9 protein-coding genes are annotated in these 17,078 nt (G+C 66.9%); all 9 read left to right on the top strand.

Annotation, left to right across the window (positions count from 1 at the left end; genetic code table 11):
• Window positions 1–7: 7 nt before the first annotated feature.
• Genes tagH through LOY51_RS02830 form a run of 9 tightly spaced genes read left to right on the top strand, consistent with a single transcriptional unit; the run spans window position 8 to window position 16,992 of the window.
• Window positions 8–1,189, top strand: coding sequence for a type VI secretion system-associated FHA domain protein TagH (gene tagH, locus LOY51_RS02790; protein ID WP_258644232.1), 1,182 nt, complete (start codon window positions 8–10; stop codon window positions 1,187–1,189).
• Between the two features lie 5 nt (window positions 1,190–1,194).
• Entirely contained in the window at window positions 1,195–1,701 is a 507-nt protein-coding gene (gene tssJ, locus LOY51_RS02795) for a type VI secretion system lipoprotein TssJ (RefSeq protein WP_110996300.1), read from the top strand.
• Window positions 1,698–3,029: a type VI secretion system baseplate subunit TssK gene (gene tssK / locus LOY51_RS02800; RefSeq protein WP_110996301.1), complete on the top strand. Its 1,332-nt coding sequence runs from the start codon at window positions 1,698–1,700 to the stop codon at window positions 3,027–3,029. The genes tssJ and tssK overlap by 4 nt, the downstream gene beginning before the upstream one ends.
• Before the next feature lie 2 nt (window positions 3,030–3,031).
• Complete coding sequence (gene icmH / locus LOY51_RS02805; protein WP_258644235.1) at window positions 3,032–3,901, top strand: type IVB secretion system protein IcmH/DotU; 870 nt, start codon at window positions 3,032–3,034, stop codon at window positions 3,899–3,901.
• A gap of 14 nt (window positions 3,902–3,915) precedes the next feature.
• Window positions 3,916–7,443: a type VI secretion system membrane subunit TssM gene (gene tssM, locus LOY51_RS02810; protein WP_258644237.1), complete on the top strand. Its 3,528-nt coding sequence runs from the start codon at window positions 3,916–3,918 to the stop codon at window positions 7,441–7,443.
• Window positions 7,443–8,171 (top strand): PP2C family protein-serine/threonine phosphatase, encoded by a 729-nt coding sequence (locus LOY51_RS02815; RefSeq protein ID WP_125462399.1) that lies wholly within the window; start codon window positions 7,443–7,445, stop codon window positions 8,169–8,171. The genes tssM and LOY51_RS02815 overlap by 1 nt, the downstream gene beginning before the upstream one ends.
• Window positions 8,168–9,214, top strand: coding sequence for a serine/threonine-protein kinase (locus LOY51_RS02820; RefSeq protein WP_258644239.1), 1,047 nt, complete (start codon window positions 8,168–8,170; stop codon window positions 9,212–9,214). The genes LOY51_RS02815 and LOY51_RS02820 overlap by 4 nt, the downstream gene beginning before the upstream one ends.
• Before the next feature lie 51 nt (window positions 9,215–9,265).
• Window positions 9,266–12,241 (top strand): type VI secretion system Vgr family protein, encoded by a 2,976-nt coding sequence (locus LOY51_RS02825; RefSeq protein WP_258644256.1) that lies wholly within the window; start codon window positions 9,266–9,268, stop codon window positions 12,239–12,241.
• Entirely contained in the window at window positions 12,238–16,992 is a 4,755-nt protein-coding gene (locus tag LOY51_RS02830) for an RHS repeat-associated core domain-containing protein (protein WP_258644257.1), read from the top strand. The genes LOY51_RS02825 and LOY51_RS02830 overlap by 4 nt, the downstream gene beginning before the upstream one ends.
• The last annotated feature ends 86 nt before the right edge of the window (window positions 16,993–17,078 follow it).

Here is a 17,078-nt window from a genome sequence, read left to right on the forward strand (position 1 = left end):
CCTGACCATGGAACTGGTTTTCGAACTGCTCGACAAACGCCAGCACGGCCGCACCGACTCGCCGAACAAGACCTTTGGCCGCGCCGGTGGCGAGATCGGCCGGGCCAAGGACTGCCACTGGTGCATTGAGGACGACAAGCGTCACCTGTCCAGCCATCACGCCCAGGTCACCTACCAGAACGGCGCGTTCTTCCTCACCGACACCAGCAGCAACGGCATCCGCCTGGCCAGCAGCGGTGCACAGTTGCGCAAGGGCGAGCTGCACCGCATCGAGCAAGGTGCGATTTACCGCATGGGTGACATCGAGGTGCGCGCGCGGCTGATCGACAGCGAGGCCGGCTACGACGTCGGCCTGGGCATGCCGGGTGGCGCCATCATCCCCGACGACGCCTTCCTCGAACTCGACCCCATCAGCGCCCTGGACCACGAAGAAACGCGCCTGCAACCGATGGACGAGCTGGCCGCCCTGGCCATGCCCGAGCCCCCGGCGCGCCAGCGTGCCGATTACGCGCAGATCGACCAGGAAAGCCTGATCGTGCCGACCCTGGTACCGGCGGTGGCGCCAGAGCCCGCACCGGTGCCGGCCCCGCGCGAACGCCGCGACGACGCCTTCTGGAAGCGCTTCGGCGCGGCCCTGGGCGTCGATCTGGACAACCTCGACGAGCAGGCCCGCGAAGACCTCGCGGTGCGGGCCGCCGGGCTGCTGCGCCATAGCGTCGCCGGGCTGCAACAGAGCCTGCGCACCCGCAGCGAGCTGAAGAACGAACTGCGCCTGTCGCTGACCACCCCGCAAAGCGCCAGCCGCAACCCGATCAAGGCGCCGCTGGAAGCCGACCAGGTGCTCGGCGACCTGCTCAAGCCGCGCCGTGGCGGCCAGCTGTCTGCCGAGCAGGCAGTGGCCCAGGCCTTCCGCGACCTCCAGGCGCACCAGGTGGCCATGCTCGGCGCCAGCCGCCAGGCCCTGCGCAGCACCCTGGAGCATTTCGCCCCGGAGCAGCTGGCGCTGCAATTCGAGCGTCAGGGCCGCCGTGGCCTGTTCGGCAGCCGCTGGAAGGCCTACGTGCGCTACCACCAGGCCCTGGTGGGCAACGAAGACTGGAGCGAGCGCCTGCTGACCAAGGACTTCGCCCGCACTTACGAAGAGCAGGTCCGCCTGATCGCTTCGCTCAATCACGACCCGCAAGGATAAAACCCATGACTCGCATCACCCGCACGATGCTCAGGGCGACGTGGGCCCTGGCCACCCTGTCCTGGCTGGCCGGCTGCAGCGCCCTGTCGCCGTACTCGCACATGACCAAGCTCGACCTCACCCTGACCGCCACCGACCAGCTCAACCTGGACATCAACGGCCGGCCGTCGCCGGTGGTGGTGCGCCTGTACGAGCTCAAGCACCCGGTGGCCTTCGAGAGCACCGATTTCTTCACCCTCTACCAGCGCCCGAAAGAAGCCCTGTCGCAGGACATGGTGGCCACCGAGGAGCACGAACTGCGCCCCGGCGAAACCCTGAGCCTGAAGCTCAGCATCGACCCCGACAGCCGCTTCGTCGGCGTCATGGCCGCCTACCGCGACCTCGACCAGGCGCAGTGGCGCCGGGTGCAGGCCATTCGCGCCGGCGAGCGGGTCACCGCCAACCTCTACCTCGACCAGGCCGGCATCCACAACGGTGTGCCGGCCGTGGCGCAAGCGGGTGATCAGCGATGAACGTGCACAAGGTAGTCTGGCAGGAAGGGATGCTGCTGCGTCCCCAGCATTTCCAGCACAACGACCGTTACTACGACAGCCAGATGAAGACCCGCACCCAGCTGCTGGGCACCTACACCTACGGCTTCATCAACCTGGAAATCGACCTGCAGTTCCTCAACATGGGCAAGCTGGTGATCAGCCGCGCCGCCGGCATCCTGCCTGACGGCAGCCTGTTCGAGCTCGACGGCAGCAGCGAGCCGCTGGCCCTGGACGTGCCACCGAACACCGGCGCCACGCCGATCTTCATGGCCCTGCCACTGGTCACCGGCAACCACATCGAGGCGCGCCGCCCCGAGCAGTCCGATGTGCTGACCCGCTACACCACCTACGAGGTGGAGGTGTCCGACTCCAACGCCGGCGACGACAACAGCAGCCAGATCAACTGCGCGCGCCCGGACTTCCGCCTGCTGCTGGGCGAGCAACAAACCGACCAGGCCTACGTCAAGCTCAAGGTCTGCGAGATCCTCGATACCTCGCCCGACGGCGTCATCAGCCTCGACCCGAACTTCGTGCCCACCTACATTCGCACACACGCCTCGGTGTACCTGCTGTCGTGCCTCAAAGAGGTCATCAGCATGCTGGCGCTGCGTGGCGACACCCTGGCCGAGCGCATCCGCTCCAACGGCAAGGTCGGTGGCGCCGAGGTCGGCGACTTCATGATGCTGCAGCTGATCAACCGCACCGAAATGCTCCTGCGCCACTACCTGAGCCTGGAGCAGGTGCACCCCGAAGAGTTGTACCGCACCTTCCTGATCATGCTCGGCGACCTGTCGACCTTCTCCAGCGACACCAAGCGCCCGCGCCTGGATGCCCGTTACCAGCACAGCGACCAGGGCGCGAGCTTCCGCAAGCTGATGGAGTCGATCCGCCAGGTACTGTCGATGGTGCTCGAACAGCACGCCATCGAGCTGGAACTGCAACAGCGCCAGTACGGCATCCTGGTGTCGCCGCTGCACGACCCGGGCCTGCTCACCACCGCCTCGTTCGTGCTGGCCGCCAGTGCCAACTGCGAGTCCGAGGAGCTGCGCCAGCGCCTGCCGTCGCACCTCAAGGTCGGCCCGGTGGAGCGCATCCGCCAGCTGGTCAACCTGCACCTGCCCGGGCTCAAGGTCAAACCGCTGCCGGTGGCGCCGCGGCAGATCCCGTTCCACGCCAACAAGACCTATTTCATCGTCGAACTCGACGCCGAAGATCGCAAGAAGATGGACGGTTCCGGTGGCTTCGCCTTCCACGTCACCAGTGAGTTCTCCGATCTCGAACTGAAATTCTGGGCCATCAGGAACTGAGCATGAGCAAGGACATGGATACCCCTCAGGACGACAAGACCGTCCTGTTCAACCAGGATGGCTCGGCACCGCAAGGGCAGGCCCTGACCGCCCTGGGCAGCTCGGCGCGGGCCGAGCCGCTGGAGCAGCGCATGGTCTATTCGGCGCGCCTGCCCTCGAGCGGCAGCTTCAGCGTCGGCCTCAACCCGCTGGTGGCCGCCGCCAGCGAGCTGCTCTCGGAAGTGGTACGGCTCAAGCACAGCGACACCGCCGAAGACCTGAACAACCTCAAGGAGCGCCTGAGCACCTGCGTGCGTGCCTTCGAGGCGCGCATCCATTACGAGGGCGTGGAGAGCGGCCAGGTCACCGTGGCCCGCTACCTGCTGTGCACCGTGGTCGACGAGGCGGTGGTCACCACACCCTGGGGCAACGAGAGCCAGTGGTCGCAGATGAGCCTGCTCAGCGCCTTCCACAACGAGACCTTCGGCGGCGAGAAGTTCTTCTCGCTGCTCGACCGCATGTCGAAGAACCCGGTCAAGCATCTGGCGATGCTCGAACTGATGTACCTGTGCCTGTCGCTGGGCTTCGAGGGCAAGTACCGGGTCATCGACCGCGGCATGTCCGAGCTCGAGGGCATCCGTGACGCACTGTTCCGGCAGATCCGCCAGCTGCGCGGCGACGTGCCGCGCGAGCTGTCGCCGCGTTGGGAGGGGCTCGACCAGCAACGCAACAGCCCGGTGCGCATCGTGCCGTGGTGGAGCGTGGCGTTGTTCACCCTGGTGTGCCTGGTGGTGATGTATTCCGGTTTCGCCTGGGTACTGGGCGAACAGCGCGCGACCGTCCTGCAACCCTTCCAGACGCTCGAGCAGCCAGCGGCCCAACCGCGGCAGTGACACAAGGACCTGTGATGAAGAATTTTTTCAAGAAAGTAGGCGCCTTCCTCGCCAAGACCTGGGTCTGGAGCCTGCTGCTGGTGCTGGCCCTGGCGCTGCTGGTGTGGTTCGCCGGCCCGTTGCTGGCCGTGGCCGACAACAAGTTCTGGGAAGACGCCGCCGCGCGGTTGCTGACCATCAGCGTGCTGTTTCTGGTGTGGGGCCTGTGGATGGTGTTCGCCAGCTGGCGCGCCAACAACCGCAAGCAGGAAGAGCTTGAGAGCGAGGACGGCCGCGAGCGCCTGGAACGCGAAGAGCGCAAGGACGAGGAGGCCAGGGAGATCAAGGCCCGCTTCAAGCATGCCTTGTCCACCCTCAAGCATTCGAGCCTGTATGGCGGGCGCAGCGAACGCTGGCGCCGCGACCTGCCCTGGTACCTGGTGCTCGGCCCCCAGGGCGCGGGCAAGACCAGCCTGATCGACCATTCGGGCCTGGAGTTCCCGATCAACGCGCTGGAGCGCAAGCTCGCCCGTGATCCGTCCAGCGGCGATTTCTGCGATTTCTACTTCGCCGAACAGGCCGTGCTGGTGGACACCGCCGGGCGCTTCCTCAACCAGTCCGACAGCGAGATCGACGGCAGCGCCTGGCGCGTGCTGCTCGACCAGCTGCGCCTGCGCCGACGCAACCGCCCGCTCAACGGCGTGGTGGTCACCGTGCCGCTGGACACCCTGTTGGGGGGCGAGGCGGCGGTCAACGACCTGGCGCAGAAAGTCCGCTCGCGCTTGCAGGAGCTGCGCCAGCGCCTGCACGTCGAAGTGCCGGTGTACCTGGTGCTGAGCAAGACCGACCGCCTGCAAGGCTTTGACGCCTTCTTCGACCAGCAGTCGCGCGAAGAGAACGAGCAAGTGTTCGGCATCACCTTCGGCAAGGGCCAGAACGGCGCCGACACCGAGCTGCTGGCCAAGGAATTCCAGGGCCTGCTGCAACGCCTGGGCGACCAGGTCACCCAGCGCATGCATCACGAGCGCAACACCCAGCGCCGCGCGCGCATCCTCGACTTCCCGCACCAGCTGGGGCGCATCGGCGACCAGCTGTGCCTGTTCGTCGACGCCGCCTTCACTGGCAACCGCTACCAGCGCGCCAGCCAACTGCGCGGCTTCTACCTGACCAGCGCGCCGCATCAGGCGCCGCGGGTCGACAGCGACAACGGCTTCCACCCCGGCCAGCCCGGCCGTGGCGCGGTGCAGGGCCGCTCGCGCTTCACCCTGCAACTGTTCAGCCGGGTGATCTTCCCCGAGTACGACCTGGCCGGCCTCGACCAGCGCGAACGCCGCCGCATCCACTGGGGCCAGCGTGCCGTCTACCTCGGTGCCCTGGGCGCCCTGGCGCTGTTCGGCGCGCTGTGGGCTGGCAGTTTCTCCGGCAACCACGAGCGCCTGGAACAGGTGCGTGAGCTGGGCCGTCAATGGCAGCGCCAACACCTTGCCCTGGATGCCCGCGATGACGCCCTGGCCGCGCTCAAGCCGCTGGACACCGCCTGGCAGGCCTCTCGCGTGTTCCCCGTGCCCGGCGATGTCTCGCTGCTGCAACGCGGCGGCCTGTACCAGGGCGTGCCGGCCAACGAGGTGCTGCAACCGGCCTACCAGCGCGAGCTGGAAACCGTGCTGCTGCCCCGGGTGGCGCAGATGGTCGAAGGGCAGATCCGCAGCAACCTGAAAAACCGCGAGCGCCTGCTCAACAGCCTGCGCGCCTACCTGATGCTCGGCCTGCCCGAGCGTCGCGACCAGGCCTGGCTCAAGGACTGGGTGGCGGCCGGCTGGTCGCAGCGCTACAACGGCAACACGGCCGCCCAGGACAGCCTGAACACCCACTTCGGGCGCCTGCTCGAGCAATCGTTCGCCTACCCGCTCAACGACGCCCTGGTGGCCCAGGCCCGCCAGGTGCTGCGCGCCGAATCGCTGGCCAGCGTGGTGTACCGCGTGCTGCGCGAACAGGCCCGCAGCCTGCCCGAATACCGTCTCAGCCAGCAGCTCGGGCCGCAGGCCGCGCAGTTCGTCGGCATCGACTACCCGATCCCCGGCTTCTACACCTCCCAGGGTTACCAGCAGTACTTCTCGGTGCAGGGCGCCAACCTGGTCAACGACATCCTGCGCGACAACTGGGTGCTCGGCGAGGGCAGCGGCATCAGCGACATGGACATGCGCCGCCTGATGGTGGAGCTGGAGCAGCTGTACTTCCGCGACTACGCCAACTACTGGGGCGAGGCGGTCAACCAGGTCGGCCTGATCCCGTTCAGCGACGCAGGCGAAGGCGCCGATCAGCTGTCGGCGCTGACCGCCGCCAACTCGCCGCTGCTGCTGTTGCTCACCGAGGTGCGCGAGAACACCCGCTTCCCGGTACTGGCCGAAGCCACCGACGAAGGCAACCCGGCCGCCGAAGCCGCCGCCAACAAGGCCGTGGCCAAGAAGCTCGGCAAGGGTGGCGCGGCCGTGGCCGGTGCCGTGGCCGACAAGGCCCGCGACGCTCTGGCCAAGAAGCCGCTGCCGGACACTGCGCGCATGGCCCTGCAACGGCGCTTCGAGCCGCTGCACCGGCTGCTCGACGACAACAACGGCCCGGGCCCCGACCTGGCGCCGACCCTGCAAGCGCTCAACGACCTGCAGCAGCAACTGGCCGGCCTGGCCCGCTCCAACCAGGCCGAAGAAGCCTCGTACCAGATGGCCAAGGCGCGCATGTCGGGGCAACGTGACGCCCTGAGCAGCCTGCGCAACGGCACCGTGCGCCTGCCGCGCCCGGTGGCCGGCTGGTTCAACCTGCTGTCCGACGACATCTGGCGCATGGTGCTCAACGACACCTACACCTACCTCAACCAGCGCTACCAGAGCGAGCTGTACAGCCACTACGGCCGCACCATCGAGTCGCGCTACCCGTTCAACGCCCATGGCACCAGCGACGTGGCGATCAGCGACTTCCGCGACTTCTTCAAGGCCCAGGGCGTGGCGGATCGCTTCTTCGACACCTACATGCGCCCGTTCGTCAGCGGTGAGCCCGGCGCCTACCGCCTGCGCAGCCTCGACGGCCAGAGCCTGCCGATGACCAAGGCGTACCTCGAACAGATGAGCGCCGCCCAGACCATCCGCCAGAGCTTCTTCGCGCAGAACCCCGAAGAGCCGCAGGTGCAGTTCAAGCTCGAGCCGTACACCCTCGACCCGGCGGTGAGCCGCGCCGAGTTCCGCTTCGGCGACACGGTGATCGACTACCGCCACGGCCCGATCGTCTCCACCAGCCTGAAGTGGCCGACCGAAGCCCAGGACGGCAACACCAGCCTGACCCTGGAGCAGCTCAACGGCCGCCCCATGGCGCTGGAGAAGAACGGTGGCCCGTGGTCGCTGTTCCGCCTGCTCGACCTGATGCAGACCGAGTACCTCAAGGGCCGCGACACCATGGTGCTCAAGGCCAATGTCGGCGGCATGCGCGCCAACTACCTGCTGACCAGCCAGCGCGCGCCGAACCCGTTCGACCTGAGCGTGCTGCGCGGCTTCCGCCTGCCAGGGGAGCTGTGATGCGCGCAGCCAGCCCTTGGCGCAGCGCGGCGCGCACCGACCCCGGCAAGGTCCGTGCGCGCAACGAGGACGCCTTTCTCGACTGCCCGCAGCACGGGCTGTGGGCGGTCGCCGACGGCATGGGCGGCCATGAGGCCGGTGATATCGCCAGCCAGATGATCGTCGAGAGCCTGGCCGATCTGCCGGCCGCCAGCAGTTTCGACGAGCGCGTGCTCGCCGTGCGCCAGTGCCTGCACTGGATCAACCGGCGCCTGGGCCAGGAGCTGACGGTGAGCGTCGCCGGCCAGGCGCGGGTGATCGGCAGCACCGTGGTGACCCTGCTGCTCGACGGCCGCCGCGGCGCCTGCGTGTGGGCCGGCGACAGCCGCTGCTACCTGTGGCGCGGCCAGCGCCTGTACCAGCTGACCCGCGACCACTCGCTGCAACAGCAGCTGATGGACCAGCAAAGCATGAGCGCCGAGCAGGCCCGCGAGCACCCCTCGGCCCGGGCCCTGACCCGCGCCGTCGGCGCCAGCGCCAGCCTCACCCTGGAAGTGCTGGAGTTCGAGGCGCAGCCGGGCGACGTGTTCCTGCTGTGCAGTGACGGCCTCTACGACGGCCTTGAGAGCGGCGGCCTGGGCCACGCCCTGGACCTGGCCTCGCCCGGCGAGGCCCTGCAACGCCTGTTCGACACCGCCCTGGGCGGCGCGGCGAAAGACAACCTGACCGCAGTGGTGATCCACCGATGAACCTTGGCAGCGGCGACGCGCTCGACGTGCTCGACGCCCTTGAGCAGGGCAGCGAGTCGACTTACTTTGCATTCACCCAGGCCAGCGAGGCCGAGCCCGCCCGCACCGGCAAGGCGCGGCGCAAGCGGCGCGGCAAGGGCCGCGCGCAACCCGCGCCGGCCCCGGCCGTGCGGGCGCTGGCGCCGATCCCCGACGTGCTCGCCGGGCGCTACCGCCTGGAACGCCTGCTCGGCGCCGGCGGCATGGGCCTGGTGTATCGCGCCCGCGACCTGTTGCAGGAGGGCTTCGGTGACCCACAACCGTTGCTGGCGGTGAAGCTGATGAGCGACCAGCTGGCCACGGCGCCCGACGCCAACGCCCTGCTGTTCAACGAGTTCGCCCTCACCAGCCGCCTGCGCCACCCCAACCTGGTGCGCCTGCAAGGCTTCGCCATCGACCCGCAGAGCGAACGCGGCTTCATCACCATGGAGCTGATGCGCGGCACCTCGCTGGACCGCCTGCTCTGTGACCAGCCGCTGGGCCTGGCCTGGGCGCAAGTGCGCGAGATCGCCGTGCCGCTGCTCGACGCCCTGGCCTGCGTGCATGCCCAGGGCGTGGTGCACGGCGACCTCAAGCCCAGCAACGTGATGCTCGGCGACGACGGCCTGCGGCTGTTCGACTTCGGCCTGGGCCTGGCCCTGGACGGCCCGCTGGCCGGCCTGCCGCACCTGAGCCATGGCCGCTTCGAAGCCTGGACCCCGGCCTACGCCGCCCCCGAACTGTTCGAGGGCGGCACGCCGAGTACTGCCAGCGACCTGTATGCGGTGGCGTGCGTGCTGTACGAGCTGATTACCGGCCGCCACCCCTTCGAGCGCGTGCCGTCGCTCAAGGCCCGTGACCAAGGCATGCAGCTGACAGCCAAGGCCCCGCCCGGCATGCCAGGCAAGGCCTGGGCCGCGCTGCGCCGGGCCCTGGCCTTCGACCCCGAGCAGCGCCGCGTCGATGCCGGGCAGCTGCGCGACGCCTTCGCCGCGCAAGGCTTCTGGGCCAGGCTCCGGCGATGACGCCAGACCACGGACGCATTAACACGAATTCACGCACATAGAGGGACAAGGATGTTTGCCGCCGCGAACCAGACCCATTTCAGCCTGCACATCGACGGGTTGGAGCATGACTTCCAAGTGCTTGCCTTCGATGGCAACGAAGCCATCAGCCAGCCCTACGCCATCGACCTGGAGCTGGTCAGCGAGCGCCCTTCGCTGGACCTGGAAAACCTGCTGCACAAGCCCGCGTTCCTTCAACTCGGCGACGACGGCCGGGGCCTGCACGGCCTGATCTACCGCGCCGCGCAAGGCGAGGCAGGCAAGCGCCTGACCCGCTACCAGGTGACCCTGCGCCCGCAGCTGGCGTACCTGGCCCACCGCATCAACCAGCGCATGTTCCAGCACATGACCGTGCCGAAGATCATTGCCCAGGTGCTGGAAGAGCACGGCATTCTTGCCAACGCCTATCAGTTCCAGCTCGGTGCCGTGTATCCGGACCGTGAGTACTGCGTGCAGTACGACGAGTCCAACCTGCAATTCATCCAGCGGTTGTGCGAAGAGGAGGGGATCCACTACCACTTCCGCCACAGCGCCGACGGCCACCAACTGGTGTTCGGCGACGACCAGACGGTGTTCCCCAAGCTGGCGCCGGTGCAGTTCCAGCACGACTCCGGCCTGGTCGCCGACACGCCGATGATCAAGCGCTTCGCCCTGCGCCTGGAAACCCGCACCAGCAGCGTCACCCGTCGCGATTACGACTTCAAGAAGCCGCTGATCCAGCTCGAAGGCGCCGCCGACAGCCTCGACGAACCGGCCCTGGAAGACTACGACTACCCCGGCCGCTTCCTCGACCGACCACGCGGCAAGCACCTGGCCACCCGCGCTCTGGAACGCCACCGCAGCGACTACCAGCAGGCCAGCGGCGACAGCGACCAGCCGCTGCTCGCCAGCGGGCACTTCCTCACCCTGGGCAGCCACCCCAACGCCCAGTGGAACGACCTGTGGCTGCTCACTGACGTGCACCACCAGGGGCGCCAGCCGCAGGTACTGGAAGAGGCCATCACCAGCGACGTCGACGCCAAGTACGATGGCTTCCAGCAGGGCTACCGCAACTTCTTCGTGGTTACCCCGTGGCAGCAGCCGTACCGTCCGCCGCTGAAACACCCGAAACCCAAGGTGCTGGGTGATCAGCGCGCCGTGGTCAGCGGGCCGGCTGGTGAAGAGATATACTGCGACGAGTTCGGCCGCATCAAGGTGCAGTTCTTCTGGGACCGCGAAGGCCAGGCCGACGACAAGTCCAGCGTGTGGATGCGCGTGGCTTCGAGCTGGGCCGGGCAGGGCATCGCCGGGCTGCAACTGCCGCGCATCGGCATGGAGGTATTGGTCAGCTTCCTCGAAGGCGACCCCGACCAACCGCTGGTGACCGGCTGCCTGTACCACGGCGTGAACATGCCGCACTACAAGCTGCCCGACCTCAAGACCCTGGCCACCATCAAGAGCAAGGAATACAAGGGCAGCCGCGGCAACGAACTGCGCATCGACGACACAACCAGCGAAATCAGCATCGCGCTACGCAGTGACCATGGCGCCAGTGCGCTGAACCTCGGTTACCTGACCCACCCCAGACCGAGTGGCGGCGCGCCACGTGGTGAGGGTTTCGAACTGCGCACCGACCGCCACGGCGCCATCCGCGCTGCTGGCGGTTTATTGCTCACCACCGAGCCCCGCGCCAACGAAGCCAAGCACCACAAGGACCTGCCCGAGACCGCCGAACGCCTGGCCACCGCCAGCGACCAGCAGGACAGCCTGGCGGAACTTGCCAAGCAGATGCAGGCCCAGGAGCCCGGTGACCAGGACACCGTGGCCAAGGACCTGCACAAGCAGCACCAGGGCATTCTCGGCAGCGGCCCGGGCGACCTGACGAAAAACGAATTCGCCGAATTCACCCAACCGCACCTGGTGGTGTCGAGCCCCGCCGGTATCGCCCTGACCACCCCGGGCCCCAACCACCTCACCAGCGGCAGCCACCTGGCCCTGAGCAGCACCGGCCACACCAGCATGGCCATCGGCAAGCGCCTGCTGGCCAGTGCCAGCCAAGGCATGCGCCTGTTCGTGCAGAGCCTCGGCCTACGCCTGGTGGCAGCCTCCGGCGACATCGATTTCCGCGCGCTGAAGGACAACATCAACCTGTTGGCCAAGCTCGACATCACCGCCAACGCCGACCGCATCACCCTCAAGGCCAAGACCGAGCTGGTGGTACAAGGCGGCGGCAGCGGCACGACCTACAACGCCGGCGGCATCACCCATGTCACCAGCGCCAACTACACCGCCCACGCCGCGCAGTTCGCCCATATCGGCGGGGCGAGCATGGCCGGCACCTTCCCCGAACCGCCCAAGCCGGGCAAGGGTGCGCTGGAGCTGTTCAACCTGTACGCCAACACCAAAGGCATCAAGGCCGGCGACTACGAGGTCACCGATGCCCTGGGCACGCTGCTCAAGGGCGCGCTGGACGGGCAGGGGTTCAATACCGTCTCCGGCGCGGCGCCGGGGCCGGCCATGGCCAAGTTTGGCCTCGACACGGCCGATACCTGGAGCCTCGGCAGCTTCGCCAAGGGGCTGCCCTGGCCGAAGCTGCCCGTGGCCGAAGAGGGCACGCCGTCGCTGCTCGAATCGATGTACGCCAAGCTCGCCCCCGACGGCAGCGGCGGCATGCTGGACAAGGCCAAGCAACTGGCCAGCAGTGGCATGAGCGCGGCGAAGACCGGCATGGGCCTGCTCAAGACCGGGCAGAACACCCTGCAAAGCGCGCAGCAGGTGCAAGCCGCGCTCAAGGGCGGCGTGGCTGGCCTGCCGCAACTGGCCTCTGCCGCCAGCTCGGCGCTGCCGGCCGCTTCTGGCGCACTGGGCGCCGCCGGCAAGGCTGGCGCCGCCGTCCAGGGCGCCATGGCCAGCCTGCCCAAGTTGCCGACCCTGCCCAAACTCCCCGACTTCAAGGCGCCGAGCCTGAACACCCTGACTGACCTGATGCCAGGCGAGCTGATCTCATGACTGCACAGAATGCCGCAACAAACGAAAACGCCCGTGCCCCTCAGGTCGCGATCACCCCACTCGCCGAGGTGCAGATCGAGGACGTTGGCCGTGGCGCGGTGGTGTTCGATACCTGGCTGCGCAACACCAGCGCCAGCTTCGTCACCCTCGAACGCCTCAAGGGCGTGGCTGGCAACGTGGCCGTGGCCGGTAACATCATCGCCCTGGTGGATGCCTTGGGCGATATCGCCATCCTCACCCGCAACAAGGTGCCCGACCCGATCGATTGCGCCACCTACGGCATCAACCTGATTGGCCTGGTCACCTCGCCCGCCAGCGCGGCGGCGGCCCGCATGGCCCTGCGCCCGATGCTGTTCATCGTGCGCCAGGAGGGCAAGCAAGTGCTGGGCGATGCGCTGATCGAGCTGATGGTCGGCCACCTCAACGCCGATATCGTCGGCAGCATCGACGACTTCGTCGGCCAGGCCGCAGGCAATCTCAAGGCCGCACTGGCCGACGCTGCCACCCTCGGCGAGCAGCTGATCCTCGACATCGCCGGCGGCTTGGCCGCCCTGGCCGCTGGCCCGGCTCCCGCCAGCGTGGCGGCCGGTGGCGGGGGCAGCCTGCTGCTGCATGACCCGCAAGCCAGCATCGGCAACTACCTGGCCGGTGCCTTCAACGCCTACAAGAGTGCCGGCAAGGGCATGACCAGCGCCGACGTCAGCCCCGCGCTCAGCGCCGCCGGCAAGACTGAGCTGCTGGCCCACAGCGCCCGCCTGCGCCTGCTGGCGCCGCTGGTGCGCGGCGAGATCCTCAAGCTTGGCGATGCCGGCAGCTCCGGCTCCATCGAGGCCCTGCGCCTGACCCTGGCCAGCAGCGTCAAGCAGTGGCGCCAGCGCAACCCGCAACAGGTGGTGGCGAACGTCAAGGCGGGCGGCACCAGCAAGGCTCGCCACCAGCTGGCCGAAGGCAAAGTTGAGACGCAAAAGGAGCAGATGCCTGCCTCCCAGGCCCCCAACCAGTGCAAGAACGGCGCCCCGGCCAACACCTGCAACAGCATCAACTTCGCCCTGGGCAGCGAGACCCTGCAGCACACCGACTTCAGCCTGCCCGGCCCGTTCCCGATCAGCTGGACCCGCACCTACCACTCGCGCCTGGCCGGCCTCGACAGCGGCAGCCTCGGCGCCCGCTGGATCACCGCGTTCACCACCTGCATCGATGTGCAGGACGATGGCCTGCTGCTGCACGATATCGACGGCCGCAGCCACGCCTACCCGCTGCCCAAGGTCGGCAAAACCCATTACGACGCGGTCGAGTACCGTGGCCTGACCCGCACCACCGACACCCAGCTCATCCTGTCGCGCGGGCAGGAGCGCCACGAGACCTACGAGCGCGTCGGCGAGCGCTTCCACCTGGTGCATATCGTCATGCGCAACGGCGTCGGCGCGATGCTGCACTACGAGCACAGCCACAACGGCCGCCCGGTGCTGTCGGACATCAACACCTACGCCGACAACGACCCGTCCAAAGTCCACCTGCAACTGGGCACGCTGCTCGATGACCACGGCCATATCCAGGGCCTGTGGCAAGTGGTCGACGGCAAGCCGCTGCGCCAGCTGTGCGCCTATCACTACGACGACCAGGGCGACCTGATCGCCGCCCAAGATGAACATGGCGCCGCCTGGCGTTACCAGTACCAGCACCACCTGATCACCCGCTACACCGACCGCACCGAGCGCGGCCTCAACCTGGAATGGGACGGCAGCGGCCCGCACGCCCGGGCGATTCGCGAATGGGCCGACGATGGCAGCTTCGAAACCCGCCTGGCGTGGGATGAGCACATCCGCCTGACCACCGTGACCGACGCCCACGGCGGCCAGACCCGCCACTACTACGACGCCGAGGGCTACACCTACCGCATCCAGCACGCTGACGAGCGCTCCGAGTGGCTGTTCCGCGACGCCCGCAAGAACGTGATCCGCCACCTGCACGCCGACGGCAGCCAGGACCGCTTCACCTACGATGAACGCAGCAACCGCCTGCAGCACATCCGCGCCGACCATACCGTGGTGCACTACGCCTACGACGACAAGGACCAGCTGATCAAGATCAGCGATGCCGAAGGCGGCCTGTGGCTGCGCGACTACGACGACGCCGGCAACCTGGTCGAAACGGTCGACCCGCTGGGCAACAAGACCGAGTTCGCCTACACCTCCACCGGGCAGCTCAAGGCGGTCAAGGACGCCAACGGCAACGAGAAGAAGATGGCGTACAACGACGCCGGGCAACTGCTCGAGTACACCGACTGTTCCGGAAAGACCAGTAAATGGGAGTACGACGAACTGGGCCGCCTGGTGCAGGCCAGCAATGCGCTGGGCGAGAGCATCCAGTACGCCTACAAGGCGGGGCAGTTGAGCAAGGTCACCCATGCGGACATGACCGAGGAGCGTTTCGAGCGCGATGCCGAAGGCCGGTTGCTGGCCCATGTCGATGCGCTGGACCGGTGTACCACCTGGAGCTATACCCGCGCCGGGATGCTCGCCGAGCGTGTCGATGCGCTGGAGCACAAGCTGCGCTACCGCTGGGACAAGCTCGGCCGGTTGCTCAGTCTGGAGAACCAGAACGAGAGCCGCGCCAGCTTCGTTTACGACCTGGCCGGGCGCCGCCTGGAAGAGACCGGCTTCGATGGCCTGACCACCCGCTACCAGTACGACCCGAGCAGCGGTCGGCTGGCGAGCAGCCAGGTTGGCCAGCGCCGCATCGACCTGCGCTTCGATGCCATGGGTCGCCTGGTCGAGCGCTGCGCAAGCCAGGGCGATCAGCAGCAGAGCGAAACCTTTGCCTACGATGGCAACGGCAAGTTGATCCAGGCACTCAATGCCGTCAGCAAGCTGCAGTGGTTCTACGATGACGCCGGCAACCTGACCCGCGAGCATCAGCACTACCTGATGACCGGCGACCCGATGGTGGCCGTGTGGCGCCATGAGTACGATGCGCTGAACCGCCGCACCGCCACAATCCGCCCGGACGGTCACAAGGTCAGCTGGCTGACCTACGGCAGCGGCCACCTGCTGGGCATGACCCTCGATCAGCACGAGATGCTCGCCTACGAGCGCGATGACCTGCACCGCGAAGTGGTGCGCCACCAGGGCAACAAGCTCATGCAGATGCAGCGCTGGGGCAAGACGGGGCTCCCCGAAGAGCAATGGCTCGGCAGCCATGACGGCAAGACTGCCCTGCTCAAGCGCCAGTATGAATACGACACGGTGGGGCAGTTGACCGATATCCACGACAGCCGCCGTGGCCAACTGGCGTATCAGTACGACCCCCTGGGGCGCTTGCTGCAGGCCAACAGCCGCCTGGGCGCCGAAACCTTCGCCTTCGACCCAGCGGGCAACCTGCTGGATGAAACCCAGCAGCTCAACCGCCCCCTGGAAGAGGACGCCCGGCGCAACAAGGTGATGGACAACCTGCTGCGCACCTATGCCGGCAGCCAGTACCGCTACGACGAGCGCGGCAACCTGAGCCATCGCCTGCAAGACGGTGCGCAGGCGCACTTCACCTGGGACCTGTTCAACCGGTTGGTGCGTTACAACGACGACAGGCTCAAGGTCGAATACAGCTATGACGCCCTGGGTCGTCGCTTGCACAAGCATTCGCTCGCCCATTACTGGGACAAGCCCGAAGCCGGCACCGGCTGGAACCAGTTGGAGCGGGCCAGGCGCCAGCGTGAACTGCACTGCGGCTTCACCCTGTATGGCTGGGACGGCGAAACCCTGGCCTGGGAAAGCTCGCCGCCGCTGGATGAGGGCGATACCGGCCGCACCGTGCACTACCTGTACGAGCCCGGCAGCTTCGTGCCGGTCGCCCAGGCCCTGCACAACCGCCCGGTACGCCTGTTCAAACAGCCGGACTGGGCGGGGCGCGAGTACGATTTCGACCGTGATCCGCTGTGGCACACCGAGGTCAAACCGCAAGCCTTCGATGCCATGGCCTGGTACCACTGTGACCATCTGGGCACGCCGCAAGAGCTCACCGATGAGCAGGGGGACGTGGTCTGGAGTGCGCATTACACCGCATGGGGCGAAATACGCGAGGAGCGAACGGAGCAAGCCAGATTGCAGGGGGTGAGCAACCCGATTCGCTTCCAGGGGCAATACCAGGACCCGGAAACGGCGCTGCACTACAACCGCTATCGGTATTACGAGCCGAAGATGGCGCGGTATGTGTCCAGGGACCCGATTGGGCTGCAGGGTGGGATGAACGTCTACAGCTACGTGAGTAATACACCGGCTATGCGAGCGGATCCCCTAGGACTTTTTGGGATGGATATGCCGGGAGCCGCGCAGCGTGCTTCTTTGGGATCCTGGATGATGCAGAATGGCGAGTCTCCGGAGGAAATTTCCAAAGCGATGGCGCCTCCACCCCCTGTGTCGGTGGCTACTTTTGAATGTAAGGCGGGGCTGACAGCAGCGTTAGGTCTTGGCTTGTCCGGAAGTGTCGCTGTCAATTCGCGTAGTGGCATGGGAGCTACCGCTAGTTACCAGACGTCCACGATTGCCGCACGTGCTTCTGCAAGCTGTGGCTTGAAGATCGCAGACCCTAATGCAAAGCCGTTACCGGTCGCACTAGGGGGGGCAGTGGGGTTAGGGCTTCTCAATATCGAGGCTACCCAAACTTCAACTTATCCTGATATCTATATCGGCATTGGGCCGGGTGTTGGTCCAGAAATAAAAGCGCCCCTAAATCCTAGTTTGAATGTGGCTTATTGAGGTTTTTGTATGTGTGATGGAATTGATATTGCAAGGAAGTTGCTGTTTGCATTTTGCATGCTTATGCTTTTTCTGACGATCGTATA

Origin of the sequence: Pseudomonas sichuanensis (genome assembly GCF_024749065.1) — a bacterium.
GTDB lineage: Bacteria > Pseudomonadota > Gammaproteobacteria > Pseudomonadales > Pseudomonadaceae > Aquipseudomonas > Aquipseudomonas sichuanensis.